We start from the raw sequence: 25945 nt of genomic DNA on the forward strand, positions 1-25945 counted from the left end.
GTTGCCGCAGGCACCGATGACCAATGACCGCTGAGCACGCGCCTACCGTTCACCGCGCCGAGACGTGGACCGAACTCCAGGAACTGCTCTCCCGGGAGATGTGGATGCCGGATATCGAACGCCACCGCTCGCGGTACGTGTTCCGCGGGATGCCCGACAAATCGTTCAGCCTCGAGACGCCGATCAAACGGTTCGTCGGCGACTCCGGCAAGTGGAACCTCGAGCCGCTATTGCTCCGGAACTTTGCCCAATACGCGATGAGCGAACTCGACGATCCCCGCTCGGTCTGGCACCTGGTCTCGATCGCCCAGCACTACGGGCTGCCGACCAGGCTGCTCGACTGGTCGTTCTCGCCGCTGGTGGCAGCCTATTTCGCCACCCAGACCGGCGACACCGACTACGACGGGGTGATCTGGGCCGTCGACTACCAGAAGCTCCACGCCGATCTGCCCGACTACTACCAGGAGGTTCTGGAGATGACGGAGACGCACATGCTCGACGTCCACCTCCTCTCGAACGCGACCCTCGAGTACGAGCTCCGCGAGGACCGGATCGGCGACGAGGGCCTGGCGCCGGCCCGGAACCTCAACGACGTCTCTCGGATCACCGAGCTCTGGCAGGAGTTGTGGGCACCCGACGACGATGATCCGGCCGACCAGTACACCATGTTCTTTCGGCCGCCGGCGATCGACGACCGCATCGTCAACCAGTCCGCGGTCTTCTCGTTTCAGTCGGATCCACGCCTCACACTCGACGAGTGGCTCGAAGACCGACCCGACTGCTACCGAAAGATCGTCATTCCGGGCGAGCGCAAGCTCGAATTCCGCGACAAGCTCGATCAGATGAACGTCAACCACCGGACGCTGTTCCCCGGGCTCGAGGGGTTGACGACCTGGCTCAAGCAGTACTACAAGCCGAAATCTGGAGAGTAACCGGCGCTCGATCGATTCGCTGCAAAGCGCACACGACGGCGGAACTGCGCGCCGCCGGCTCGCGGCGGCTCAATCTCGGCCGTGCCTGGTCAGGCACTTCGGGAGGCCGATCAGTTCGACCGGCTCGGAGTTGTCGGGCGAGTAGACGACCATCTGGCCCTTCTCCATGTACGGGACCTTCGATTCGAGGTTGCTCGGGATGTTGACGCTCTTGATCGCGTCCTCGTCACCCAGGTTCAGGACGACGGTGGTGTTGAGCTGCTTGAAGACGGCGTCGTGGATGTCCTGGGGGTCCTGCGTGATGAGGAACAGGCCGAGTCGCTCCTTGCGGCCCTGTTTGGCGGCCTCGGTGAACTTCGTGATCACCTTCCCCGCCTGAACCGAGTCGGCGTCGGTCAGGAAGTTGTGAGCCTCGTCCATCCCGAGCACGAGCGGGGTCTCCTTGATCCGGTCGTAGGTCGGGTCGTTCGAGAGCTTCTGGTCGATAATGAGCGACGAGACCGCGAGCACGATCGCCTCGGTCGCCCGGCTGTCGTTGATGTGGTAGGTCGGGACTACCGTGAGCCCGCCAGGCCGGACGAACTCGTGGACCAGGTCGGTGATCGGCCGGGCGTCCTGGTCGAAGACGTGGTCGAAGCCGAGCACGCGCCGGCGGACGGCGTCGAAGGTCGCCTCGTGGACCCGACCCGATTCGTCGAGTTCCTCGCGCAGCGCGGGATCGTCGAGGAAGGAGGTGAATTCGTCGTAGGTACCGTCCGCGCCGTACTGCTTGCGGAACCGCGGCAGGAGCACGCTGACGAGCGCGCCGTACTGGTTATCGTTCAGTCCGCTGCCAGCGACCAGCCACGGGTTGTCGTGGACCATCGAGAACGGGATCGTGAACTCGACCTGCTTCGCGCGGTGGTGGCCCGCCGCGTACGACGACGACCCCACCTTCGGCACGAACGCGGTCGTGTCGTCGTGGCCGCCGTAGGCGATCCCCTCGCGCTCGAGTCGGCGCGCGAACTCGTCGTCCAGATCGGGGTTGTCGTCGTGCATCTGGGCGTACTCGTCCTGCGGATCGAACTGGACGACGGCGGGGCTGACTTCGCGGCCGTCGTCCATCGGGTACGCGCGGTCCTCGGCGAGGTACTGCCGCAAGATGTTCTTCGCGCCGTGGGTCTTCCCCGATCCCGTCCCGCCGGCGATCAGCGTGTGCCGGAAGACGAGCGGATCGCCGGCCTCGTAGTCGTCTTTCAGCCGGTAGTCGATCGTCGGCGGCGAGGCCGCGGTCTTGACTTTCTCGCCGCCGACCGAGAGGTGCCCCAGGAAGACCCCGTCGTCGGGCATCTTCAGTCCGGTCTTGATCTCCTCGGTGTCGTCGGCCTGGCGGATCACCGTCTGGGGTTTGGGCACCCGGTCGGTCATCCGCCGTTTGAGTTCGCCGTCATCCTCGTAGAGGACGGCGACGGGTTCGAGGCTCGCGACGAACTTGTAGTCGGACTCGTCGATCCCGTCGCGTCGCATCGCCCGCCTAGCGTGGATCTCCGTCGCGTCGTCGGCGTGGTACTGCTGGGCGTACTCCAGGCCCGTGATGCGACAGAACAGCGTCTCGCCGTCGGGGTAGGGTGCAAGCAGATAGCTTCCGATGCGGATCGACGAGCGGTTGCCGCGGGTGACGTAGGCCCGCAGGGTGGTGTCGTCCTCCTCTTCGCCGACGCGCAGGCCCTGGGAGACGCAAACCGTCCCGATACCGACGTCTTCGCCGCGGGGTTCGACGGGCGTCGATTCGAAGTCGTCGGTCGTTCCGTCTGTCGTCGAACGGCGGCTCGCGGCACGGTCAGGGTCTGATGAGGCCGTCGACGAGTCCGCCGAATCGGCCGCCGCGCCGTCGTCGGAGCCGGCGTCGGCGTCGAAATCGCCGAAGTCTCCCAGATCGGTCATATCAACGCAATTCAGCCGGGTCCTAAAACGCGTTTCCCTCCACCCGTCCGGACTGTTTATTTGGAGTGACCGTCGCGGCGGACCGCGAGCCAGAGGCTGCCGAGCGCGACGGCGGCGAGCGCGGGCCCGGCCGTAAAGCCCGGGACCGTCTCGTCGTCGTCGCTCCCGTCGGTTCCGTCGCTCTCGTCATCTGCCGTCTCCCCGTCCGATTCCGAGAGATCGAGGTCTAGCTCGTCGGGATCGGTGTGGTCGAACGAGTCGAGCGACTCGTCGCCGCCGTCGATCGCGACGGTCGCGGACTCGTCGCCGACGGCGATCGGCCAGTCGCCGGTGACGTCGACGTCGCTCTCGGCGAAGGAAATCGTCGTCGCGCCGGCCGGCGCGTCGTCGGCGATCCGAACGGTCAGCGTCGCGACGGTCCCCACGCCGGCCGTCCCGTTGGCCGCCGGCTCGCGGCGCTGTTCGAGCACTGCCGTCCCTTCCTCGTGGGCGATCGCGTCCGCGGTTCGGACCTCGGTGTCGTCGCCCTCGAGCCACGGGCCCCGTTCGACGGCGACGATCTCGACGTATTCGGGATCGTACTGCGCGACCAGCGTCACCGCTTCGATCCCCTCGTCGCCGTGCCCACCCTGGCTCTCTAAGACGACGTCGACGTCGACCGTCTCGCCGGGGTCAGCCTCGACCGGCGACCGATCGGGCGAGAAGAACGCGACCTGATCGATCGCGGCGACCGATCCCGCGGCGCCGACGATCGAGACGGCGAGCAACACGGCCGCGCCGGTAACCAAGAGGGCGGTCCGGATGTCGATCGAGGCGGCCTGGCGGCGGTGACGCGGGTCGTCGTCACGTGGCGGCGTCATACGGGTTCGTTTCCGTTGTCGGACCGGAGCGTCCTTACCGTTTCGTGAACGGAACGCGAACCGCGACCGGTCGACCGAACCGGTCGGACGGTAGAGCGTAGAAAAGTAGGGCGGCGATTCGGCTGGATGGCCGGCACCGGGCCGAGGCCCGGTCGGACGGTGTCGGTACTCACGTCGCTCTGCGCCCGGGTCGATCGCGCCGTTACTGGACGATCGAGACGGCGTGGTCGTATCGAGTGACCAGGCCCGAGTCGTGATCGTAGCTGAGGACGCCGACGTCGGCCAGTGCGGGCAGGTGGGAGTGGTGCAGCGCGATCTTCGCCTGGTTGGGGTCGGAAAGCGGGCCGTCGCGGGAGCCAAGTTGCGCCGCGAGCTGGTCGATCGACAGCGGCCGATCCTCGTTCTCGAGGAGGAGGAGCAGGCGCATCCGGACGGGGTCGACGACCGTCTCGAGCAGGCGTTCGGCGTTCTCGCTGTCACACAGCTCGAGCAGTACCGAGATGTCGGCCGGGTGGACCGGCGGCTCGTCGACGAGCGCGATGCCCTCGTCGGTCCAGTCGACGATGTCGTAGTCGTCGAGTCGCGGGAGGTGGTTGTGGGCGAGGGTGATGCGAATCTCCTGGCGCGCCTGGCCGTTCGAGCTGTCGCCGGTCGTCCGCTCGAGGAGTTCCGTGGTCAGTTCCGACAGGTCGAGCCGCGTCTGTCGAGTACCCAGGACCTCGAGGATGCGGAGCCGACGGGGGTGACGGAGGATCTCGTAACACTCCGTCGGGACGTCGGCCAGTGGGTCGGGGGTGCTGTCGCCGCCGAGGTGAGCGTCCGAACTCATTACACACACCAACCCCTGCATTGGGGATAAGCCCGTTTCCAAAACGATTTGGCTCCAGAATCGGCTGTTACTCGCGTAATCTCGTTGTAACCCGCTATCGGTGCCGAAAACCGCACAGAGAGGTAATTACCTGTGGAAACATGAGTTTCGGCGGCTCGAAACCGTCGCTCGAAATTGACGATTCACCGCCGGTTCGAAGGTGGCATCGGGTGGTGATCGCCGCGGACAGCGGACGACCGCCCTCGCCGCCGATCCGTCGCGGGCGGTTTGCGTCCGTTCCCGGCGTCCGTGGCTGCCGCCGTTTTCACGCGCTACACGGCGCCACGCCCTTTTTGCGTGTGCGCGGCATACGGTAGCTCATGCTTATGGTACGCGGTCGTGCTGGCGGGACGGAGCTCACCGGCACACTGTACGAACGGGGCGAACGGGCCCCCTCGTTCCGCGGCGCGCCCGACGAGGACGCCGCGTACGTCTGGGTCTGTGATGAGTTCTACGAGGTCGACAGCGGGGGGTCGACCCAACGGGTCGACGGACGGGAGGTCAACCTCGCGTTCGAGTCGCCCATGCCGCGAGGGTTCGATACGCGAGAGCAGGCCCTCAAGGGGGCAAAGGAACACGTCCGGACGCAGTTCGCCCGAATCGGCGTCGATCCGACCGACGTCGTCCTCGAGGTCGAGAAGAACGACGTCGATAGCGCTCGCGGGATCGAGCGCTAGTAGGGCTGGTCCTCCCAGCGGTGGTCGTCGTAGGATCGGTCCTGGGCCGCGTCGAACCGTTCTTCGAGCGTCTCTCGCAGCGATGCCTTCTCCGAACGGCCGATCCGGGCGAGTTCGTCGGCCTTCTCGACGATCGTCGGCGGGCCGTGCGCGACGGCGACGTCCTGTAACAACTGCATCGTCAGCCGCTCGCGGATCTCCGGGTCCTTCGTGAACGCGTAGGGCGCCTCGATCCGGTAACAGAGGTCGTCGCGCGGATCGTAGACGACGAAGAACGTGACCTCGTAGGCCTCGCGATCGAGCCGACGGTCGACACCGAGCGCGTCGCCCTCGACGGAGAGCGGCCGGTCGACGCCGCCCCGCGAGCGGAACCAGTTCGTATAGGTTAGCGCCGAAGTGTCCCGCTCCCAGCGCTCGCCGTCGACGTCGTCGACGTACTCGCCGCGCTCGAGCAGCCGGGTGAACAGCGCCGAGTCGTCGGTCCACGGGGCGTCGCCGTCCTTCTCCTTGAGCGTTCGAGTGATCACGCGCGTCGCGGGGTTCTTGACGAAGCCCACTAGCGGGACGTCCCGGTCGACGAAGTCCTCGACCAGGCGGACGTAGTTCTCGAGTACCGTCGTCGGTCGAGGGTCCTCGAGCAGGAAGTCCGCGAGGTCGGGGTGTTGATCCGCCCAGCGCAGCAAGCCGCGTGGATACAGCGGTCCGTCGAGCACCAGGAGATCCTCGACGTCGTCGCCGTGCTCGCGGGCGTGTTCGCTCTCGGCGAGGTACAGCGCCAGGGCGTGGACGACACCCTCGGCGAAGCGGGGCAGCGGCGGGACCTTCACTGCACGGCTCCGGCTGTACCCCTCGTCGAACCGATCCCACTCCTCGTGGACCGTCGCCGTCTCGTCGTTCGAGTGGACCGTCGCCACCACGGTCCGCGAGCGGTGGAGGTCGAGGTCGCTGGGGGTCGCGCTCATCGCCGCCTGCGCGACGTCGATGACGAGCCCGTTCTTGAACGTCGTCGGGTTGATCGTCCCCGCGTCCAGGCCGTGTTCGGTCGGAAACGGTCGATCCCGAAGGGCGACGTCCTCGCAGTCGACGAGCTGGCGCGCCTGGTCCCCGAGCGGGTCGACGAGGGTCCGCCCCTCGTGAACCAGCGGGTCGAGGAATCGCTCCCAGACGGTCTCGGCGAAGGCGCGGCGATCGCGCTCGTCGGTCCCGTGATCGATCCGCCTGGCGAGTCGCGCGATCCCCTCGAAGTGGACCGGGTCGAGCGTCATGCAGGGAGGCTCCCACCCGATCCGCAAAAAGCCAGTGGTCGCGGCGCAAGCAGACGTTAACTCGGGGGCGGGTAAATAACTATCAGAAAACGTATATGTGGGAACGTTGTGGCTGCGGATAGCCCGATGTCGAAGCGAGAAACGAGGGTCGACGACCGCGACGATCGCGTCATTAACTGGCGACAGAATAGTTCCGGCGTCACCCTCTACGACGAGCGCAATCCCGACGCCTGGATTCACGCCGAATTCGAGGCCGGCGTCGCCCCTGAGAACCGACTCTACATGATCTGCGACGAGTGCGGCGCGGTGTTCGCCCAGCGAGTCAAGCCGGGGAAGGGATCCGTCTGTGGCGACTGCGGGGCGACGTTCGAGCACGACGAGGACGCGAGGCGGTCGTCGCACTGACGGCGCGCAAAACTCACTCGCTTTTTTGACACTATTCGGAGTTGTTGCGGTGGGTGCAGCCTCGACAAGTGTCTCCCGGTCACGGTTCAGTCGTCCTTTCACCATACAACAAACTTATGCCGAACGACACGAGAGCGAGAGCCGAACACGCGGGCACAGACGATGAACCAGGAAACCCCCACCGCACGAGATCGGCTATCAGAGACGCTGGATCGGGCTTCGCACGCCGTCGAGCGCCGGTTCGCGATCGATCTGCGAGCGCTGGCCGCGTTCCGCGTCGCGGTCGGGACGCTGTTGCTCGTCGATCTCCTGTTGCGATCGCGGAACCTCACGGCGTTCTACACGGACGACGGCATCCTCCCGCTGGAGGCGCTGTTTTCCGACTACTCGTCGGTCTACTCCCTCCACGCCCTCTCCGGTGAGGCGTGGGCACAAGCGCTGCTGTTCTGTGTCGCGGGCGCGTTCGCGCTCGCCCTCCTCGTCGGCTACCGGACCAGGCTCGCGACGATTGCGTCGTGGCTCCTGCTGGTCTCGCTGCACATCCGGAACCCGATGATCCTCAACGGCGGGGACGTGCTGTTGCGGATGCTGCTCTTCTGGGGGATCTTCCTGCCGCTCGGAGAGCGGTGGTCGATCGACGCCAGGCGGATCGATCGGGACCGCGCGACGGTCTCCTCGGTCGGGACGATGGCGATCCTCCTGCAGGTCGCGTTGATGTACGTGACAAACGCCGTCCACAAAACCAGAAGCGACGCCTGGCTGTCCGGGGACGCGGTCGTCGGAATCTTCCAGGCCGACCAGTTCACGATCCTGCTGGGCAACGTCCTCGCGGACTACGTCGGCCTGTTGCAGGCGTTTACGTACGTCTGGATGGCGCTCATCCTGCTGTCGCCCCTGCTGATCGCGCTGACCGGCTATCGGCGGGCGCTGCTCGCCTCGCTGTTCGTCGGCATGCACCTGGGCATGTTCGTCACGATCCAGATCGGCATCTTCCCCCTCGTCTCCGTCGCCGGCCTGGTCCTCTTCACCCCGCCCGTCGTCTGGGACGGCCTGGCGACGGTCGCGACGCGCGTCGGGATCGCGTCCCAACTCCGAGACGGCCTGGCGGGCCTCCAGCGAACCGCCCCGCGGCTCTCGCTGCCGCTGCCCCTGACCCTCCCCCGGTCCCTTCCCCTCCCCCGACTCCCGTCGGAGCGCGGGGACGTTCCCTCGCCGACCGCCGTGGCGGCCCGCTCTCGCGTCCTGCTCTCGACGCTCGTGCCGTGGCTGTTCCTCGTCCTCATCGTCCTCGCGAACGCCCAGGCGGTCGACTACACCGAGGTCCCCGATCCCGGCGAGGAGGTACTGGATACGGTCAAGGCCGACCAGAGTTGGCGGATGTTCGCGCCGAATCCGATCTCCAACGCCCGCTGGCTCGTCGCGCCTGGCGAACTCGAGGACGGACGGGAGGTCGACGTCTATCACGACGGGGCGGTCGACTGGGACCGGCCCCCGTCGGTCGACGAGACCTACGAGACCTCCCGGTGGCGCAAGTACGTCTCGAACATGCGCTACGCCGGCAACGAGAACCACCGGTCGTACTACGCCAACTACCTCTGTGGCCGCTGGAACGCCACCCACGATACGGGCGTCGAACGGGTCAGCGTCTACGGGCTGACCGACCGAGCCGAGCCGACCGACGACGAACCGGACATCGCCGAGTACGAACTGCTCGAGTACGACTGTTCGGGCGAGTTCGTACAGAACGACTGATCGCCCCGCGCCACGAGGTCACGAGGAACAACGACAGCTAGTTAGGCCGGGCCGGCGACCGGCCACACATGGAAGCTGCGCTGATCGTCCTCGACGGCTGGGGACTCGGTGACGGCGGCAGGGATGCAGTTGCGGCGGCCTCCACGCCCGTTTTCGACCGGCTCGCCGATGCCGGCGCGTACAGCACGCTCGAGGTGGCGGGCCGGCGCGTCGGCCTCCCGGACGGCCAGATGGGAAACAGCGAGGTCGGCCACCTGAACATCGGCGCCGGCCGGGTCGTCTACCAGGAGTACACTCGCATCTCCGACTCGATCGCGGACGGCTCCTTCCGGGAGAACGACGCCATCAACGCGGCCTTCGATCGCGCGAGCGAGAACGACGGTCGCGTCCATTTCCTCGGACTCGTCAGCGACGGCGGGGTCCACTCCGATCACGAGCACCTCCACGCGCTGATCGAGCTGGCGGCCGACCGCGGCGTCGAGGCTGTCACCCACGCCATCACCGACGGGCGAGACACCTCGCCGACGGGCGGTCGGGACTATCTCTCGACGCTCGAAGACGTCGTCGACGAGCACGGGACGGGCCACGTCGCGACGGTCTCGGGCCGGTACTACGCGATGGACCGCGATCAGAACTGGGAGCGGACGAAACGGGCCTACGACGCGATCGTGAACCGCGAGGCCGAGCACTCTGCGGAATCTGCCGTTGCTGCCGTCGAAGAATCCTACGAGCGGGACGTAACCGACGAGTTCGTGGAACCGACGCTCGTTGAGGGCGAGGCGCACGGCGCCTCGGAAAGCGAACGGCGACGCCGTGAGCGGGGCGGGCCGGCCCTCGACGACGGCGACTCCGTCGTCTGGTTCAACTTCCGCTCGGACCGGGCTCGTCAGCTGACCCGCATGCTCGCGGACATTCGGAGCGAGGACTGGGCTGACGAGTTCGAGACCAGGCCGCCCGAGGCGGAGGTCGTGATGATGACCCAGTACGACGAGACCTTCGACCTTCCCGTGGCCTACCCGCCGAACCAGCCCGAACAGGTGTTCGGCGAGGTCTTGGCCGACGCGGGCCGGACGCAGCTGCGGATCGCCGAGTCCGAGAAGTACGCCCACGTCACCTACTTCCTGAACGGCGGCCGCGAGGTCGAGTTCGACGGGGAGATCCGCGAGATCGTCGAGAGCCCGGACGTGCCGACCTACGACCGGCAGCCGGAGATGAGCGCGCCCGAGGTGACCGACACCGCGATCGACGTCATCGAAGCGGACGATCCCGACGTCCTCGTGCTCAACTACGCGAATCCGGACATGGTCGGCCACACCGGCGACTACGAGGCCGCGATCGAGGCGGTCGAAGCGGTCGACGAGCAACTGGGCCGACTCGTCGAGACGCTCGAGGACGCCGGCGCACACGTTCTGGTCACCGCCGACCACGGCAATGCCGACGACATGGGAACCGAGGAGGACCCCCACACCGCCCACACCTACAACGACGTGCCCCTGATCTATCTAGCGCCCGACGGCACGGACGGCGGGCGGACGGTCCGCGCGGACGGCACGCTCGCGGACGTCGCCCCCACGCTGCTCGAAGTAATCGACCTCGACCAGCCGCCGGAGATGACTGGCGAGTCGCTGCTGGAGTAGGGACGCTCGTCGGGAACCCGGCCGGAAACGGGGACGCGACCCGGACCGGACGGTAGCGGTACGACCCGTTCACGAGCGCAATATAGATCTCATATACACGTTCAATACCGCGACGGGTCCGCGTACTGGCAGAGAGGCTCATGTCCACGTCCGACACCGCCACCGACTCCGATCTCGACGGCCGCGTCGTCGACGAATACGTCCTCGGCGTTCGCATCGTCGACGACGAGACTGACGAGCCCGGCGAGCGCTACCGGTTCGAGGCTCCCGAACACACCGATATCGCGTTCGACACGCTCGAAGACGCGCGGCTCTACGCCGACGTCTACTTCGACGTCAACGGCTTCGTCGAGGAGGGCACCGGCGAGCGCGGCGTGCCGCCGGAGGTCGTCCAGTCCGGGAAAGACACCCTCGCCGCGTACCTCATCACGTGCCCCTGGGCGGACGTCAACTGGGTCGCCTCGTTCTACGGGACGACGCCGACCGAGATCGAACGCTACTGCTCGTGGGTCCGCGACCGCGCCGACGAGATCCGATCCGAAGCGAAGCGACGCGGGCACGACTAGGACGACCGTCGCCCCCTGATCGTCTTCGAACCATCCCTATTCTCCCGTCGTCACACCCCGACTCCGGTTCTCCCGTCGCCACGACCGCGTTTCCTCGCGCCGTCCGGGGCCGTTCGGTCGTCGGTATGGCTACGTCCCTCACACACGACTCTTTTCGTCAGTATAGCTATATCACGTTCCGTTTCTAGAATTTATCCTATAGTATACTATTATAAATCCTGACTATACGGCGGTGGGATCCTCCGCCCGCATGGTCGAATTCACCAGGCGAACGCTGATCGCGTCGTCGGCAGCGGCGGCGATGGGCATCGGAGCGGTCGGGGCAGCGAGCGCGAACGACCGACCTGACGAACACGACACGCCGGCGGCACCGTACATCGAGGGATCGATCGATAGACTCTCGACGACGGCCTTCGGCGCGGAGGTCACCGGCCCGTTCGTCTTCGAGACGGGCGAACTCCTCTATAGCCTCCAGGGGCCGAGCGACGACAATCCCGAACCGTTTAACGAGGGCGGCGTCGGCGTCATCGACGACTTCCAGTTCACGTTCAACGGGAAGAACGACGAGTTCGACGAGCTGGAACCGCCGCGAACCAACGCGGAACAGGGCGAAGTGCAGTCCGCCGTCGGTCAGTACCGACTCCTCGTACAGACGGGCGACGAGATCAACGGCGGGACCGAGCGGTTCGGTCACCCGCAGACGCCGGCCGGCGAGGACCTCGCTGACGTCGTCGAGGAGAGGTACGAAGGGGTCGGTGACCAGGCCGACATGAACTTCTTCGTCCCGACGAACGACGAGGGGACCGAGGGCTACCTCTTCACCAACAACGAGACGCGGCCAGGCGCGATTTCGCGGACGCCCCTGTCCCGCGACGAGGACGGGTACTGGCAGGCCGACCTCGAGAACGCGATGGAACTCGAGAACACCGCGGCGTTTCGCGAAATCGGCGGGACGAAGGTCAACTGTTACGGCGATCTGAGTCCGTGGGACACGCCGCTGTCGGCCGAAGAGGAGTACGGCCACCCGCGGGTCGGCGGCCTGGCGACGGTGAGCGACATCGTCGAGCGCGGCAGCGGCGTCGGTCTCCGCGGTTCGAGCGAGTTCTGGAACCGTCCGAATATACTGGGTATCGAGCACGCGCTCGCGGAGATCTTCGGCGAGGCGGACAGCTGGTACCCGATGGGGCTGAGTAACAACAGGGGCACCGAGAAGATGGCTTACCACCTCGGCGCCGAGCCGGTCGACATCGCCGACGGCGAGGACACGCCGCAGCCGATCGCCGACGAGGCGTTCCCCAACCGCTACCGCTACGGGAAGATCGTCGAGATCACCGAGCCGACCGCCGACGAACCGGTCCCCGTCAAACACCACGTCTTCGGGCGGGCCGCCTGGGAGTGTCCCGAGGTGTTGCCCGACGAGCGGACGGTCTACCTGGCCTCCGACGGCGGCGCGAAGGGCATCTACAAGTTCGTCGCCGAGGAGCCGATTCCGAGCTACGACGACCGCACGGACGTCCGCGGGACGCTGTACGCGATGAAGGCCAGCGAGGTCGGCGAGGGGCCGGTCGCCGAAACCGATCTCAAGGTCGAGTGGGTGCCGCTGGGAACCGCAAGCAACGCCGAGGTCGAGTCCTGGATCGCCGACTACGACGACGTCACCCAGGTCGACTACCTCGAGACTCACGCCGAGACCGACTGGAAGGACGACCTCGACCGGGCGCTGCGCGAAGCGGACGAGGAGGTCGCGATCAACGGGAACCGGGATTACGTCACCGACGAAGAGGTCGTCGAGTGGGCCGCGCAGTACGAAGAACGCGGCCCCGCCGGCGTCGACGAGGACCTCCGCCGGATTCCGTTCCTCGAGACCCGCGCCGCGGCCAAGGAGGTCGGCGCCAGCGTCGAGTTCAACAAGGCCGAAGGGATCGACGCCCGCGACGACGCCGAGCCCGGGGACTTCATCTACTTCGGCATCTCCGCGTTGGGCGGGTACATGACCGACGACGAGGGCGACCTCCAGTTCGATCGGGTCGACACCGGTGTCGTCTACCGGGCGGAACTCGAGTCCGGCTACGACGTCTCTCGGCTCGAACCGGTCGTCGTCGGTCCGAACGACGGCGACCCCGAATCGATCCTCGACGAGTCGCTCATCAACGTGGACAACGTCATGGTCATGGACGACGGTCGCGTGCTCCTCTGCGAGGACAAGGGCTCCTTCGGTCGGTCCTACCCTAACGATGCGCTGTGGGTCTACGAGCCCCCGACGTCGTTGCACGTCGATTCCGTGGCGGTCAGCCACGGCGGGACCGGGACGGCGGACCTGACGCTGTCGTCGGTGCCCGACGGCCTGGCGGGCGGTCGCGTCACCGTCTCGGTCGAACACGCCGACGTCGCCGCGATTACCGACGCGAGCTACCACGACGCGCTCGAACTCACCGCCGGCCCGACGATCGCGGACGACGGGTCGACCGTCGAATTCCGGTTCGCCGATCTCGACGCGGAGATCGAACCCGGCGCGATGGACGTTCGCCTGGCGTCGATCGAACTCGAGGGAACCGGAACGGGGACGACGGATATCACGGTCGACGTGCACGCCTTAGACGCCGACGACGGCACCGCCATCGAACCGCAGGCCCGACCCGGCGTCGTCGTTACCGGCCCGCCGCCGATCGGCGGTGGTTCCGGCGGCCGCGCGCCGACCGATCTCGACGGCGACGGTAAATTCGAGGACGTCAACGGGAACGGCCGACTGGACTACGACGACGTGGTCGCGCTGTTCGATTCCATCGAGGACGAGTCGGTGATGTTGAACGTCGATGCCTTCGACTTCAACGAGAACGGACGCATCGACTACGACGACGTCACCGTCCTTTACGACGAGATCTGAGGTTCGACGACGAACCGTGGTCCGTGGTCGGATAGACGCGCTCGGACGGCACCGAACTCGCTTTCGGCCGGCTATTTTTGCAGACCGTCAGTCACTCGGAGCGACGGCGGCGCCGACGGACCTCTCGGTAGCGCTCCGGACGGCTACATAGCCACCATACCGGTACGTTCGCCTAGGACCGCTACAACCCACCCACCTTGGATTCCGTCTTCTTTGTACGAATATTATAAAATCTGACTATACGACGATGGGTTCATCCGCCCGCATGGTCGAATTCACCAGGCGGAAGCTGATGGCGACCTCGGCGGCGGCCGCCATCGGGATCGGAGCGACCGGAGCGGCGAGCGCACGGGACGGCGTCGACGACCCCGACACGCCCGGGGCGCCGCGGATCCGTGGAGACATCAAACGGCTCGCGACCACGGCCCACGGCGCGGAGGTCACCGGGCCGTTCGTGTTCGAGACCGGCGAGGTGCTGTTCAGCCTCCAGCACCCGAGCCGGGACAACCCGGCGCCGTACGACACGGCGGCGGTCGGCGTCCTCGCGGGCCATCAGTTCACGTTCAACGGGAAGAGCGACGAGTTCGACGAGCTGGAAGCGCCTCGATCGACCGCGGCCCAGGGCCGGGTGCAGGTCGCCGGCGGCGAGTACGACATCCTCGTCCAGGAGGGCGACGCGATCAACGGTGGCACGGAGCGCTGGGGACACCCCCAGACGCCCGACGGCACCGACATCGCGGACTTCGTCGGGAGCCGCTACGGCGACGTCGGCTACAACCCCGACATGAACTTCTTCGTCCCGACCGACGACGAGGGGCTCGAGGGCTACCTGTTTACCAACAACGAGACGAGTCCGGGTGGCATCAGCCGGACGCCGATCAGCCGCGGCGAGGACGGCTGGGAGGCCGACCGCGAGAACGCGATGGAACTCGAGAACCGCGATTCGTTCCGCGAACTCGGCGGCACCCGGATCAACTGTTACGGCGACCTGAGCCCCTGGGGAACGCCGCTGTCGGCCGAGGAAGACTACAGTCACCCGCGCGTCTCCGGGCCGGCGACGGTGAGCGACGTCGTCGAGGCGGGCAGCGGCGTCGGCGTCCGCGGCGCGGCGGCGTTCTGGAACCGCCCGAACCCGGCCGACGTGTCGGGCGCGCTGAGCGACCTGTTCGACGATGCCTGGTCCCCGCAGGGGAGCTGGGCGCTGGGCGGCCTCGAGATGCAGGCCTACTACCTCGGCGCCGAGCCGGTCGACCAGGCCGTCGGCGAGGACGGCGAGACCGAAAACACGCTCGACCCCATCGGCGAGGGGTATCCCAACCGCTACCGGTACGGCCACATCGTCGAGATCGCCGAGCCCGCGAGCGAGGAGCCGACGCCGGTCAAACACTACGTCTTCGGGCGAGCAGCCTTCGAGTGCCCCGAGGTCATGCCGGACGAACGGACCGTCTACCTCACCTCCGACGGGGCGAGCAAAGGCTTCTACAAGTTCGTCGCCGACGAGCCGATTCCGAGCTACGACGACCGGATGGACGTCCGCGGCACGCTGTACGCCGCCCGCGTGACCAACGACCAGGCCGCCCGAAATACCCCGCCGGCGGCGGTCGACCTCGAGATCGAGTGGCTCGAACTCGGGACGGCGAGCAACGCCGAGATCGAGTCCTGGATCGCCGACTACGACGGGATCACCCAGGTCGACTACCTCGAGACCCACGCCGAGACCGACTGGGAAGCGGACCTCGAGACCGCCCTGGCGGAGGCCGACGAGGAGGTCGCGATCAACGGCAACCGGGACTACGTTACCGACGCGGAGATCGTCGAGTGGGCCGCCCAGTACGAGGAACGCGGCCCCGACGGCGTCGACGAGGACCTCCGCCGGATTCCGTTCCTCGAGACCCGTGCCGCGGCCAAGGAGATCGGCGCCAGCGTCGAGTTCCGAAAGGCCGAAGGCGTCGACGCCCACGACGAGGCCGAACCCGGCGACTTCCTCTACGTCGGCATCTCCGAACTCAACGACGGGATGAGCGACGACGAGGGCGACATTCGGCTCGAGCGCGTCGACGGCGGCGTCGTCTACCGCGCCGAACTCGAGGCCGGCTACGACATCTCGACGCTCGAACCGGTCGTCGTCGGCCCCGACGCGAGCGACGCGGAGTCGACCCTCGATTCGGCGCCGATCAACGTGGACAACGTGATGGTGCTCGACGACGGTCGCGTCCTCCTCTGCGAGGACAAGGGATCCTTCGGTCGATCCTACCCCAACGACGCGCTGTGGGTCTACGAGCCCCCGACGTCGCTGCACGTCGACTCCGTCGCGGTCGACCACGGCGGGACGGCGGCCGTCGATCTGACGCTGTCGTCGGTCCCGGACGGCCTGGCGGGCGGTCGCGTCACCGTCTCGGTCGAGCACGCCGACGTCGCCGCGATCACCGACGCGAGCTATCACGACGCGCTCGAACTCACCGCCGGCCCGACGATCGCAGACGACGGCTCGGCCGTCGAGTTCCAGTTCGCCGATCTCGACGACGAGATCGAACCCGGCGCGATGGACGTCACGCTCGCGTCGATCGAACTCGAGGGGACCGGCACCGGAACGACGGATATTACGGTCGACGTCCGCGCGTTGGACGACGACGACGGCGCCGCCATCGAACCGCAGTCCCGGCCAGGCGTGGTCGTCACCGGTCCGTCGCCGATCGGCGGGGGCTCCAGCGGCCGTCCGCCGACCGACCCCGACGGCGACGGCCTGTACGAGGACGTCAACGGCAACGGTCGGCTCGACTACGACGACGTCGTCACCCTGTTCGACCACATGGACGACGACTCGACGACCCTCGCCGTCGACTACTACGACTTCAACGAGAACGGGCGTATCGACTACGACGACATCACCGACCTCTACGACGACCTCTGAGCCGATGGCACGGCACGACGCTGCTTCGGCGACTCGAGGGCAAACGCGGACGACCGAACCCGACTCGGACCCGGACCGTCGGCGACGAGCGCACGACCGTCGATCACGATCCCGGTCGCGACGGTGGCGCCGGCCCGCCGCGGCGCTGCTCGTCGCGCTCGCGGTCGGTCTGGCGGCCGTCCCGATCGGTCCGGCGGCGGCCGCGAGCGGCGGTGCGGACACCGACGCCGCGGGAGCCGTGACCGCGACCACGACGGCCACCGAACCAAGCCTCATCGTCGACGACGCGACCGTCGAACCCGGTGAGACGGCGACCCATCGGCTCGCGCTCACCGACGCGCCGGACGGGTTGGCCGGCTTCGAACTCACCGTCGAGCTTTCAGGCGACGACGGAACCGCAACCGTCGCGAACGCCAGCTACCCCGACGAGTACGGGATGACGACCGATCCCATCGTGAGCGCCGACGAGCATCGATCACCGTCGAAGCCGTCGACCTCGGCGACGAGGTGACGCCTGGCGCGACCGACGTCACGCTCGCGACGGTCGAGGTCAACGCGACCGATGCCGGCTCGGCGACGCTGGACGTGACGGACGTCCAAATCGACGACGACAGCGGCGACGCGGTGGTCCCGTCGATCGAGGCGGGGACGCTGACCGTCGGCGACGGCGGAAACGGATCGCAGAGCGACGGCGCGGAGTCGGACGACGGAGCCGACGGTGACGGCGGGGCCGATGCGGAGTCCGTTCCCGGCTTCGCCGCCGGCGCTGCACTCGCCGCGCTCGCGGCCCTCGTGATCACCCTGTTCGCGCGGCGCTAACTCGCTCCGCACGCTCCATTTTCTCCGAGCCGTTAGTCCCCGGCGACGGCGTTCGCGTACCCGGCCGCCCGACTGCCACCGATACCGGCGCGCGTTCAGGGAAATTTACAGTTCCGCGCGGGAAGGAGACGATCGTGGACGAACCGAGCACGCGGCGGCGGGATCGAATCGCCGGCGAAGGCACGCGGTCGGAACCCCGTAGCGATCCGCCATGATCGAGGTTCTCGGACTGCTCGCGCTCGCCGCCGCCGGTACGGCGGTCGTCTGGAAGGGCAGCGTCTGGCTCGAGGACTCCGCGAACGCTCTCGCGGCCAGCTACGGCCTGCCGATGGTCGTCCAGGGAGCGGTCGTCGCCGCCGCGGGCTCGAGCATGCCCGAACTGGCGAGCGTGCTGCTCGCGACGCTGCTGCACGGCGAGTTCGAGCTCGGCGTTGGGTCGATCGTCGGCTCGGCGGTATTCAACCTTCTCGTGATCCCCGGCATGGCGGTGGTCTACGGCGGCGGGATCGACACGACTCGCGAACTAGTTTACAAGGAGGCGCTGTTCTACATGCTCGCCGTCGCGACGCTGCTGTTGACGTTTTCGCTGGCGGTCATCTACAACCCGGTCGACCGAGCCGACACACTCGTCCGCGGGACCGTCTCGCGACAGCTCGCGCTGGTCCCGATCGTACTGTACGGGCTCTACCTGTTCACCCAGTATCTCGATGCCAGGGGCGCCGACGTGACGGCCGATACCTCGGTCGACCGCGCTCGCTCCTGGCTCTGGTTCGGCCTCGGCCTGGTGTTCATCATCGGGGGCGTGGAGGGCCTGGTCCGGGCGGCGATCGGACTCGGTGACGCCTTCGGGACGCCCTCGTTCCTCTGGGGGATGACTGTCGTCGCGGCCGGCTCGAGCCTACCCGACACGTTCGTCAGTATGGCGGCCGCGCAGGCCGATCGGCCGACGGTAACGTTGGCGAACGTCTTGGGAAGCAACACGTTCGACTTACTCGTCGCCATTCCCGTCGGGGTGCTCGCAGCGGGGTCGCTGACGGTCACCTTCTCACACGTCGTCCCGATGATCGCTTTCCTAATTGCCGCGACGATCTTCTTCTTCGCGATTTCGCGGACCGGAATGTATCTCTCCCGCCGGGAGGGGTGGGCGCTGCTCGCGCTGTACACGGCGTTCGTCTGCTGGCTGCTCCTCGAGAGTCTCCGGATCACCAGCGTCCTCGAACTCTGAGGGCGGGTCCAGCTATCGATACTCGACTCGGACCCGGACCCGGTTCGCCTCATGGCGTCGAAGAAGAAGTGACGGCACCCGATACGTGCCAGCGAGAGCGATCTGTCGTACCGATCAGGGATCGGCGGGAGTCGGACGGTCGACGTCGCGATCGTCCGCGACGGCGTCTCGGTCGTCCTCTTCGTCGGTATCAGAATCGCCATCGGCACCGGTGCCGGCGATCGGCAGCCCGGTACCGTGGTCGCCGTCCGTTCCGAGGAGGCGAGCGAATCGACGACGTTCCGCGGCGTGTCTGTCCAAACTCATACCCCAAAACGATGGCCGTGTCCCTTGTAGTAATAGAGCTCATTTACGGTCGAAACCCATCGCTTCCTCGCGAAACGGTTCCGATGCCGGACCCGAAATTCCCGTCATTGACCGCGCTCTCGTCGAATCGCTCGAAACCGATCCCGAACCGGGCCGGACGCTGTCAAAACAACGTAACATCCTTTTCCGTCACGCCCCTGTGCCGCTATAATGACCGACCTTCCAACCCCCGTCGAACGCGAACTCGAGTCCCACGACGCGTTCGCGCGGACCGACGAGGGATACGACCTCACGACGACCGTTTTCGACACGACTGTCACGGCCGATGACGCCGACGGGAAGCGCGACGGCCGATTTCGCGTCACCGTCTTCCTCCCGACGCTCGACGCCGCCGTCGCCGACGAAGTCGTCGCGAACGTCGTCGAGGACGGCTGGTTCGAGACCCTCGAACGCCGCCTGCAGGATGTCTTCGGCGTCGCCCACACGAGCACCCACGACGACCCCGTCGTCGAACGCGACACCGACGAGGTCCGCGTCCGCCTCGAGTACACCGCCTGGGACGCCGGCGAGGGCGCCGAGGACGCCAAGGCTCTCATCGAGTTCGTCGAGGGAACGTTCGCCCAGGGGATCATCCCTGGCTACGAGTACCGCGGCCCGGCGGCGACGCTGCTCGAGAACGCCCAAAACCGGGGCCAGCAGGCCGCGGACGGCGACGGACACAGCGGCGGCATGCCGATGTGAACCGAAATTTTCCACCGCGGGCCAGCAAGGTTCTCCGTCGGTGAAATCTTCGAAAGAACGCTTTGCATCGCTGCCATCACGTGTTTCGTTCCGCTCAGTTTCAGTCGGAAGACTCCACACTCCCCTCCGTTCATTTCGATCAGTCGTCGGCTCGCTGTGCCTGCGGCCTCTCTCTGCAGGGGGTATCCTCGACTGAACTGTCGTTCGAAAACACCAGTTAGGGATGGCCGAGAGAGGGACGCGAGCAGACGCGAGCGTCGCTCGACCCGGGAAGAGGCAGGGCGTAACTGATACCAACCGCGAGCGAACCGAAGTGTGAGCGAGCGGGCCGACGACTGACGTGGAGAGCGCGCCGCGCTCGGAACGGACGAAGGAGTGCTTTTGGTCCACAGCTTTTACCGAGGGACGCCGCGCTGTGTGGCAGCTATGCTGCCGTCAGCGCGACAGACCGCAGCGTAAAAGGTGGGTTTTAGTCCATCGCGATGTACGTCTGCGTGTCCTCGACGCCCTCGATGGACTGGATGCGGGTGGCTGCGATCTCCTTGACTTCGGCGGGCGTCTCGACCCGCGCCTTGGCGATAAGATCGACGTCGCCGGCGACGATGTGGGCCGACTGAACGCCCGCGATGGATTTGATATTGTCTCTGAGCCGATCCGCCTCGCCGGTGTTCGCTTTGATCATAACGAATGCCGTAACCATCAGTTGACACCTCCGGAATCGGAGTTCGAATTCGAATTGGAGTCGGAGTCAGTGCTGGAATCGGTATCGGAGTCGGAATTAGACGGCGAAGCGGCGTCCGAACCCGCATCCGCCTCGAGCGTCAGTTCCGTCGCCGCCGACCCCGGCCCCGATCCCGTCCCCGCTCCGCCCGTCCCTGCGTTGGCGGCCGCCTGGTCGGCCGACTCGCCGACGAGCAGTTGGCGGACGTCGCTCAGGACGTCGAAGTCCGCGAGGACGACGAGTCGGTCGCCGTCCTCGATCGAGAGGTCTTCGGTCGGGATCTCGAGGGTCCGCCCGTCCTTGCCGAAGGCGAGGACGGTCGCGTCGGCGGGCAGTTGCAGTTCGCTGATCGTGTAGCCGTTGACCGGGGCCGCGTCGGTAATCGTGAGTTCGACGACCTGCAGGTGGGGTGCGACGTCGGCGATGGCGCGGATCGTCCCGCCCAGGAGGGCGTTTTTCGCGCCGATCGCGCCGAGGCGCTCGGGGTAGATCACTTCGTTCACCTGGTCGGCGTACTTGCGGTAGATCTCCTCGCGGTAGGCCTCGTCAATGCGCATGACCGTCCGACAGCCGTAGTGGTTAGCGATCATGCACGCGGTAAAGTTGACGTTGAGGTCGCCGGAGAGCGCGCCGACGGCGTCGGCCGACGCGACGCCGGCCTCCTCGAGGACGGTCTCGCGGGAGCCGTCTCCCTCGACGACGGAAAACCCCTGATCGCGGGCGCGCCTGATCGTCGGCTCGTCGCGTTCGACGAGCGTCACCTCGTGGTCCTCGTCGCGCAAGACCCGCGCCGTCCGTAGGCCGACCCGTCCAGCCCCGATAATCACGAACCGCATGGACGCGAGTACGCCGGCGTCGGTGAATAAGTTTGTCCCCGTTTACCACGGTAGTGACTAGCCGGATGCGACCGGAACGGAACCGCGGACGAAAAGCGCAGCTGCGATCGCAGCGACGGAGATCGAAGAGAAATCACGACCGCCGTCGACGGAACGGCGCCGCCGGATGGCGTTGCTGGGATGGTGTCGACGGCCGCACCGGGCCCTAATCGCCGCCCCCGCTCGTGTGTTATCCCATCGCGATGTACGTCTTCGTGTCGGTGACGCCGTCGAGTCCCTGCAGTCGCGAGGAGACGGTTCGGAGCACCTCGTAGACCTCCGATGCGTCGATCTCCGCGATGATGTCGTAGTTGCCCGCGACGATGTGGGCGTCGGCTACCGACTCGAGATCACCGATCTCTGCGAGCAGGCCCTCGGACTTTCCGGCGGCCGTCTTCACCATGATGAACGCGTGGACCATCGGGGGCGTGGTACACCGTGACACGACTAAAGCCTTTGCCCGAAGCGAGCGACTCGTGGAAACAACCATCGGGCGGGACCGTCGGCGGTCCGGCGCTCAGTGGCTGTGCGGTCCGTCGGTTCGTGAAGCTGTGCGCAGCGGTTATCGGGACGCCGACACCGCCTCGTCCAGGGCGTCGGTCACCGCGTCGAGAACGTCGGCCGGCGACTGCATCGCGTCGACGCGGACGAACCGGTCAGGGTCGCGCTCGATGAGTCGCTCGTAGTTGTCCCGTACCGACGCGAGGTACTCGGCCCGTTCGAACTTGTTCGTCGTCCCCGCGCGGGTCGCGGCGGTCTCCGGATCGAGGTCGAGGTAGATCGTCAGATCCGGCGTAATCGAGAACGGCTCGTGGATGTCGACGACGTACTCGAGCGGGTCCGCGAGATCGTGTTCCTCGGCCGTCTCGAGGGTCGCACCCTGATAGGCGAACCGGGAGTCGGAGTAGCGGTCGGAGATCACGAGGTCGCCGCGCTCGAGGGCGGGTTCGATCACCCGCGAGAGGTGATCGGCGTGGTCGGCGGTGTAGAGGAACAGTTCCGCGAGCGGGTCGGCATCGTCGTCCTCGATCGAGCGGTAGACGGCGTCGCCGTACCAGGAGTCGTTCGTGGGTTCGCGGGTGAACTCCGCGTCGGGATAGCGCTCTTGGAGTGCCTCCCAGACCGTCGTCTTGCCGCTGCCGTCCAGTCCCTCGAGCGTGACCAGCATGCTCACACCTCGTCGTGACGGCTACTACAATCTGTCGAGAGGGACGGGCGGCCTTACGGCATCGCCGTCCACCTATTTATCGCTGGGCGATCACATTCCGCGTATGGACGTTCTCGTCGCCGGCGGCACCGGCTTCATCGGCACGAACCTGTGTGCGGAACTGGCCGAGCGCGGCCATCGAGTGACGGCGCTCTCGCGGTCGCCGGACGACGGCGACCTCCCCCCGGGCGTCGAGGCGGCGATGGGCGACGTCGGCGCCTACGACTCGATCGTCGACACGGTTGCGGGCCGCGACGCCGTCGTCAACCTCGTCTCGCTCTCGCCGCTCTACCAGCCCCGCGGCGACAAGAGCCACGAGGAGGTCCACCTCGGCGGCACCGAGAACCTAGTCCGCGCGGCCGAGGAGGGCGGCGTCGACCGCTTCCTCCAACTGAGCGGACTGGGTGCCGATCCAGATGGCGACACCGCTTTCATCCGCGCCAAGGGCAAGGCGGAAGCTGTGGTCCGCTCGGCGGATCTCGACTGGACGATCGTCCGTCCATCCGTCGTCTTCGGCGACGGCGGCGAGTTCGTCGAGTTCACGAAGACCCTGACGACGCCGTACGTGACCGGCCTGCCAGGCGGCGGGAAGACGCGGTTCCAGCCCATCTGGGTCGGCGACCTCGTCCCCATGCTGGCCGATGCGCTCGAGGACGACGCCCACGTCGGAGAGATCTACGAACTCGCCGGCCCGCAGATCCTCACCCTCGCCGACGTGACGGAACTGGCCTACGCGGCCGAGGGGAAAGACGTCACGATCGTGCCGATCCCGATGGGCCTGGCCAAACTCGGTCTCTCCGCGATCGACTCAGTGCCCGGCGTTCCGTTCGGCGCGGACCAGGCCAGGTCGCTCGAGTTCGACAACACGGTCGCCGACAACGACATCACCGCGTTCGGGCACGAGCCGGCGGCGTTGACGACGTTGGGGGAGTATCTCGGGTTCGAGGGGCGGCGTTCCCACGAGCGAGCGAAGGGAACGGCCTGACACCGTCCCGGCTCATCGCTCGGCGTCGATCCCGAGTGTCGGACGCCTAATATAAAGGAGTAGGTCTTTCGGAGTAAAAGGATCTTACTGGTGGCGAATACACCGCCGTAAACCGCCATACGCGGCCGAATCGAGCTAATATTGAATTAGTCGGGAAATTCAGCTTAGCACAAGACTTATATCCTCTATCGCTCTGTACCAATCCAACGGAGCCCCCTGACAAACAATGAAGCTGGCGATGATCGGATTCGGACAGGCCGGTGGCAAGATCGTCGATCGATTCCTCGAATACGACGATCGGACGAACAGCGGAATCGTCCGCGCGGCGATCGCTGTCAACTCCGCGAAAGCGGACCTCATCGGTCTCGACAACATTCCACAGGAGAATCGCGTACTCATCGGCCAGGCCCGAGTAAAGGGCCACGGCGTGGGTGCTGACAACGAACTCGGCGCGGAAGTCGCCGAGGAGGACATCGACGAGGTCCAAAACGCCATCGACTCGATCCCGACGCACGAGGTTGACGCCTTCCTCATCGTCGCCGGGATGGGGGGCGGTACCGGCTCGGGCGGCGCGCCGGTCCTCGCGAAACACCTCAAGCGTATCTACACCATTCCCGTCTACGGTCTCGGTATTCTGCCCGGTACGGACGAGGGCGGTATCTACACGCTCAACGCCGCTCGATCGTTCCAGACGTTCGTCCGCGAAGTGGACAACCTGATGGTCTTCGACAACGACTCCTGGCGGCAGACCGGCGAGTCCGTCGAAGGCGGCTACGAGCAGATCAACGAGGAGATCGTCCGCCGCTTTGGCATCCTCTTCGGCGCCGGCGAGGTCGGCGACGGCCAGGAGGTCGCCGAGAGCGTCGTCGACTCGAGCGAAATCATCAACACGCTCTCCGGCGGCGGCGTCTCCACCGTCGGCTTCGCGAGCGAAGACGTCGAGCTAAACACGGGCGGCGGCCTCCTCTCGCGCTTTACGGGCGACGGAGCCGGCGACGACGACCTCGACGCCGCCAACACCACGAACCGCATCACGAGCCTGGTCCGCAAGGCCGCACTCGGCCGGCTTACCCTCCCTTGTGAGATCGAAGGCACCGAGCGCGCGCTGCTGGTCCTTTCCGGTCCCTCGGAGTACCTGAACCGGAAAGGCATTGAACGCGGGCGGAAGTGGCTCGAAGAAGAGACCGGCAGCATGGAAGTCCGCGGCGGCGACTACCCGCGCGAGGAGCCGGAGGTCGCCTCGGCGATCCTGCTCTCGGGCGTGACCAACGTCCCGCGGATCAAGCGCCTCCAGCAGGTCGCCATCGAGGCTCAGGACAACATCGACGACATCCAGGCCGAGAGCGAGGAGAACCTCGAGGAACTCGTCGAAGACGACGAAGACGAACTCGAGCCGCTCTTCTAGGCCCACTTTCTTTCGCCGATCGACGCCGCAAGCGCCGCGCTTCGCGTTCGTTCCCGGTTCCCGTCTTCGTGTCGGGGGGCAGACTGACCACACCGAGCACCCGGAGAGCGTTCGCGACGCTCGAAACGTGAGCTCTCGCGGTGCACTCCGGACTCCGGACCCCGAACCTCGAACCCCGAACTCCGACGTACTTTTGACCGCGCCGGAACTATCGCAATCAGATCCAGATGCGCGTCGTGGTCCCGTTCGCCGCCGAGACGCCCAAGACCCGCCTCGAAGCCGTGCTCTCGCCGTCCGAGCGCTCGACGGTCGCCCGCGCCATGCTCGCGGACGTCCTGCGCGCGATCGTCGAAGCGGGCCACGAACCGACGGTCGTCTCGACCGCGCCGCTCGACCTCGCCGCCCTCGACCTCCCAGGCGAAGTCGCATCTGCCGCATCGGTCACCGTCGACGAGCGAGCGCTCACGACGGCGGTCAACGCGCGCCTGCCGGGCGGTGACGACGCTAATTCGGACGGCGACGCCGATCCGGACGCGGTCGCCGTCGTCATGGCCGACCTGGCGCTGGCGACGCCGGACGCGATCGAGCGGCTGCTGACCGCCGACGCCGACGTCGCGATCGCGCCGGGACGCGGCGGTGGAACCAACGCGCTCGCCGTTCGCCACCCCGAATTCCGCGTCGACTACCACGGCACCTCCTACCTCGATCACCGCGAGATCGCCCGCGAGATCGGTGCGACGGTTTCGACCGTCGACTCGTTCCGCCTGGCGACCGACGTCGACGAACCCGAGGACCTCGTCGAGGTGCTCGTCCACGGCCGCGAGCAGGACCGCGCTCCCGACTGCCTGCGGGCGTTCGGATTCGAACTCGACGCGACGGACGGACGGGTGGCGATCGCCCGCGACGACGGCGACGCCGAGACGGACTCGGACTAACGCGGGCACGGTGGTCGCGGTTCGCGGGGTGAGCCGCGGGTCGCCA

Annotated in this window: 24 protein-coding genes; 15 read left to right on the forward strand and 9 right to left on the reverse strand. The window is 66.8% G+C overall.

The features are described 5' to 3' along the window. The first annotated feature begins 23 nt into the window (after positions 1 to 23). Positions 24 to 932, forward strand: coding sequence for an FRG domain-containing protein (locus BMY29_RS09190; RefSeq protein ID WP_049988945.1), 909 nt, complete (start codon positions 24 to 26; stop codon positions 930 to 932). Between the two features lie 69 nt (positions 933 to 1001). On the opposite strand, the gene BMY29_RS09195 is transcribed toward BMY29_RS09190, so the two are convergent. The 3 genes from BMY29_RS09195 to BMY29_RS09205 form a co-directional block, all read right to left on the reverse strand. Further along, a complete protein-coding gene (locus BMY29_RS09195) occupies positions 1002 to 2855 on the reverse strand; it encodes an ATP-binding protein (protein WP_049988944.1) in 1854 nt (617 codons plus the stop codon). Positions 2856 to 2911: 56 nt separating this feature from the next. Continuing rightward, positions 2912 to 3715 carry a cohesin domain-containing protein gene (locus tag BMY29_RS09200; RefSeq protein ID WP_049988943.1) on the reverse strand — a complete coding sequence of 268 codons (804 nt, stop codon included), beginning with the start codon at positions 3713 to 3715 and terminating at the stop codon, positions 2912 to 2914. A gap of 202 nt (positions 3716 to 3917) precedes the next feature. Then, on the reverse strand, positions 3918 to 4544 hold the full coding sequence (locus tag BMY29_RS09205) for a DUF7344 domain-containing protein (protein WP_049988942.1): 627 nt from the start codon (positions 4542 to 4544) through the stop codon (positions 3918 to 3920). 359 nt (positions 4545 to 4903) lie between these two features. Here BMY29_RS09205 and BMY29_RS09210 point away from each other — a divergent pair, with 359 nt between their 5' ends. Then, positions 4904 to 5260: a DUF7113 family protein gene (locus BMY29_RS09210; protein WP_049988941.1), complete on the forward strand. Its 357-nt coding sequence runs from the start codon at positions 4904 to 4906 to the stop codon at positions 5258 to 5260. On the opposite strand, the gene BMY29_RS09215 is transcribed toward BMY29_RS09210, so the two are convergent. Further along, positions 5257 to 6525 (reverse strand): DNA double-strand break repair nuclease NurA, encoded by a 1269-nt coding sequence (locus BMY29_RS09215; RefSeq protein ID WP_049988940.1) that lies wholly within the window; start codon positions 6523 to 6525, stop codon positions 5257 to 5259. The two genes, BMY29_RS09210 and BMY29_RS09215, sit on opposite strands and share 4 nt — an antisense overlap. A gap of 126 nt (positions 6526 to 6651) precedes the next feature. Between BMY29_RS09215 and BMY29_RS09220 the strand changes: the two genes are divergently transcribed. The 9 genes from BMY29_RS09220 to BMY29_RS09255 all read left to right on the forward strand — a co-directional run bounded on the left by BMY29_RS09220 (position 6652) and on the right by BMY29_RS09255 (position 18724). Next, positions 6652 to 6930, forward strand: coding sequence for a hypothetical protein (locus BMY29_RS09220; RefSeq protein ID WP_049988939.1), 279 nt, complete (start codon positions 6652 to 6654; stop codon positions 6928 to 6930). 162 nt (positions 6931 to 7092) lie between these two features. Further along, positions 7093 to 8682: an HTTM domain-containing protein gene (locus tag BMY29_RS09225; RefSeq protein ID WP_049988938.1), complete on the forward strand. Its 1590-nt coding sequence runs from the start codon at positions 7093 to 7095 to the stop codon at positions 8680 to 8682. Positions 8683 to 8750: 68 nt separating this feature from the next. Continuing rightward, positions 8751 to 10319 (forward strand): 2,3-bisphosphoglycerate-independent phosphoglycerate mutase, encoded by a 1569-nt coding sequence (gene gpmI, locus BMY29_RS09230; RefSeq protein WP_049988937.1) that lies wholly within the window; start codon positions 8751 to 8753, stop codon positions 10317 to 10319. Positions 10320 to 10459: 140 nt separating this feature from the next. Beyond that, a complete protein-coding gene (locus BMY29_RS09235) occupies positions 10460 to 10885 on the forward strand; it encodes a hypothetical protein (RefSeq protein WP_049988936.1) in 426 nt (141 codons plus the stop codon). 250 nt (positions 10886 to 11135) lie between these two features. Further along, positions 11136 to 13769 (forward strand): alkaline phosphatase PhoX, encoded by a 2634-nt coding sequence (locus BMY29_RS09240; protein WP_049988935.1) that lies wholly within the window; start codon positions 11136 to 11138, stop codon positions 13767 to 13769. A 265-nt stretch (positions 13770 to 14034) separates the two neighbouring features. Beyond that, a complete protein-coding gene (locus BMY29_RS09245) occupies positions 14035 to 16680 on the forward strand; it encodes an alkaline phosphatase PhoX (RefSeq protein WP_049988934.1) in 2646 nt (881 codons plus the stop codon). Positions 16681 to 16684: 4 nt separating this feature from the next. Then, on the forward strand, positions 16685 to 17191 hold the full coding sequence (locus BMY29_RS21670; RefSeq protein WP_338141405.1) for a hypothetical protein: 507 nt from the start codon (positions 16685 to 16687) through the stop codon (positions 17189 to 17191). Then, positions 17188 to 17499 (forward strand): hypothetical protein, encoded by a 312-nt coding sequence (locus BMY29_RS21675; protein ID WP_338141404.1) that lies wholly within the window; start codon positions 17188 to 17190, stop codon positions 17497 to 17499. Before BMY29_RS21670 ends, BMY29_RS21675 begins: the two co-directional genes overlap by 4 nt. 211 nt (positions 17500 to 17710) lie before the next feature. Beyond that, complete coding sequence (locus tag BMY29_RS09255) at positions 17711 to 18724, forward strand: sodium:calcium antiporter (protein ID WP_074854681.1); 1014 nt, start codon at positions 17711 to 17713, stop codon at positions 18722 to 18724. Positions 18725 to 18838: 114 nt separating this feature from the next. Here the strand turns inward: BMY29_RS09255 and BMY29_RS09260 are convergent, their stop codons facing one another. Continuing rightward, on the reverse strand, positions 18839 to 19030 hold the full coding sequence (locus BMY29_RS09260; protein ID WP_049992088.1) for a hypothetical protein: 192 nt from the start codon (positions 19028 to 19030) through the stop codon (positions 18839 to 18841). Between the two features lie 210 nt (positions 19031 to 19240). Here BMY29_RS09260 and BMY29_RS09265 point away from each other — a divergent pair, with 210 nt between their 5' ends. Further along, a complete protein-coding gene (locus tag BMY29_RS09265; RefSeq protein ID WP_049992087.1) occupies positions 19241 to 19771 on the forward strand; it encodes a DUF5813 family protein in 531 nt (176 codons plus the stop codon). Between the two features lie 469 nt (positions 19772 to 20240). Here BMY29_RS09265 and BMY29_RS09270 read toward each other — a convergent pair whose 3' ends face one another. The 4 genes from BMY29_RS09270 to tmk form a co-directional block, all read right to left on the reverse strand. Continuing rightward, positions 20241 to 20471, reverse strand: coding sequence for an Lrp/AsnC family transcriptional regulator (locus tag BMY29_RS09270; RefSeq protein ID WP_049992086.1), 231 nt, complete (start codon positions 20469 to 20471; stop codon positions 20241 to 20243). Beyond that, the gene (locus tag BMY29_RS09275; RefSeq protein ID WP_074854682.1) at positions 20471 to 21328 is read right to left on the reverse strand and encodes a potassium channel family protein; all 858 of its coding nucleotides are present in this window, start codon (positions 21326 to 21328) and stop codon (positions 20471 to 20473) included. Before BMY29_RS09275 ends, BMY29_RS09270 begins: the two co-directional genes overlap by 1 nt. A gap of 229 nt (positions 21329 to 21557) precedes the next feature. Then, on the reverse strand, positions 21558 to 21788 hold the full coding sequence (locus BMY29_RS09280; protein WP_049992085.1) for an Lrp/AsnC family transcriptional regulator: 231 nt from the start codon (positions 21786 to 21788) through the stop codon (positions 21558 to 21560). 141 nt (positions 21789 to 21929) lie between these two features. Continuing rightward, positions 21930 to 22535, reverse strand: a complete 606-nt coding sequence (gene tmk, locus BMY29_RS09285; RefSeq protein WP_049992084.1) for a dTMP kinase — start codon at positions 22533 to 22535, stop codon at positions 21930 to 21932. A gap of 103 nt (positions 22536 to 22638) precedes the next feature. Between tmk and BMY29_RS09290 the strand changes: the two genes are divergently transcribed. From BMY29_RS09290 to cofC, 3 genes are all read left to right on the forward strand, one after another. Next, positions 22639 to 23559: a complex I NDUFA9 subunit family protein gene (locus BMY29_RS09290; RefSeq protein WP_049992083.1), complete on the forward strand. Its 921-nt coding sequence runs from the start codon at positions 22639 to 22641 to the stop codon at positions 23557 to 23559. A gap of 226 nt (positions 23560 to 23785) precedes the next feature. Next, entirely contained in the window at positions 23786 to 24964 is a 1179-nt protein-coding gene (locus BMY29_RS09295) for a tubulin/FtsZ family protein (protein ID WP_049992082.1), read from the forward strand. Between the two features lie 227 nt (positions 24965 to 25191). Further along, the gene (cofC, locus tag BMY29_RS09300) at positions 25192 to 25899 is read left to right on the forward strand and encodes a 2-phospho-L-lactate guanylyltransferase (RefSeq protein WP_049992081.1); all 708 of its coding nucleotides are present in this window, start codon (positions 25192 to 25194) and stop codon (positions 25897 to 25899) included. Positions 25900 to 25945: the final 46 nt, after the last annotated feature.

Source organism: Natrinema salifodinae (genome assembly GCF_900110455.1).
Taxonomy (GTDB): Archaea; Halobacteriota; Halobacteria; order Halobacteriales; family Natrialbaceae; genus Natrinema; species Natrinema salifodinae.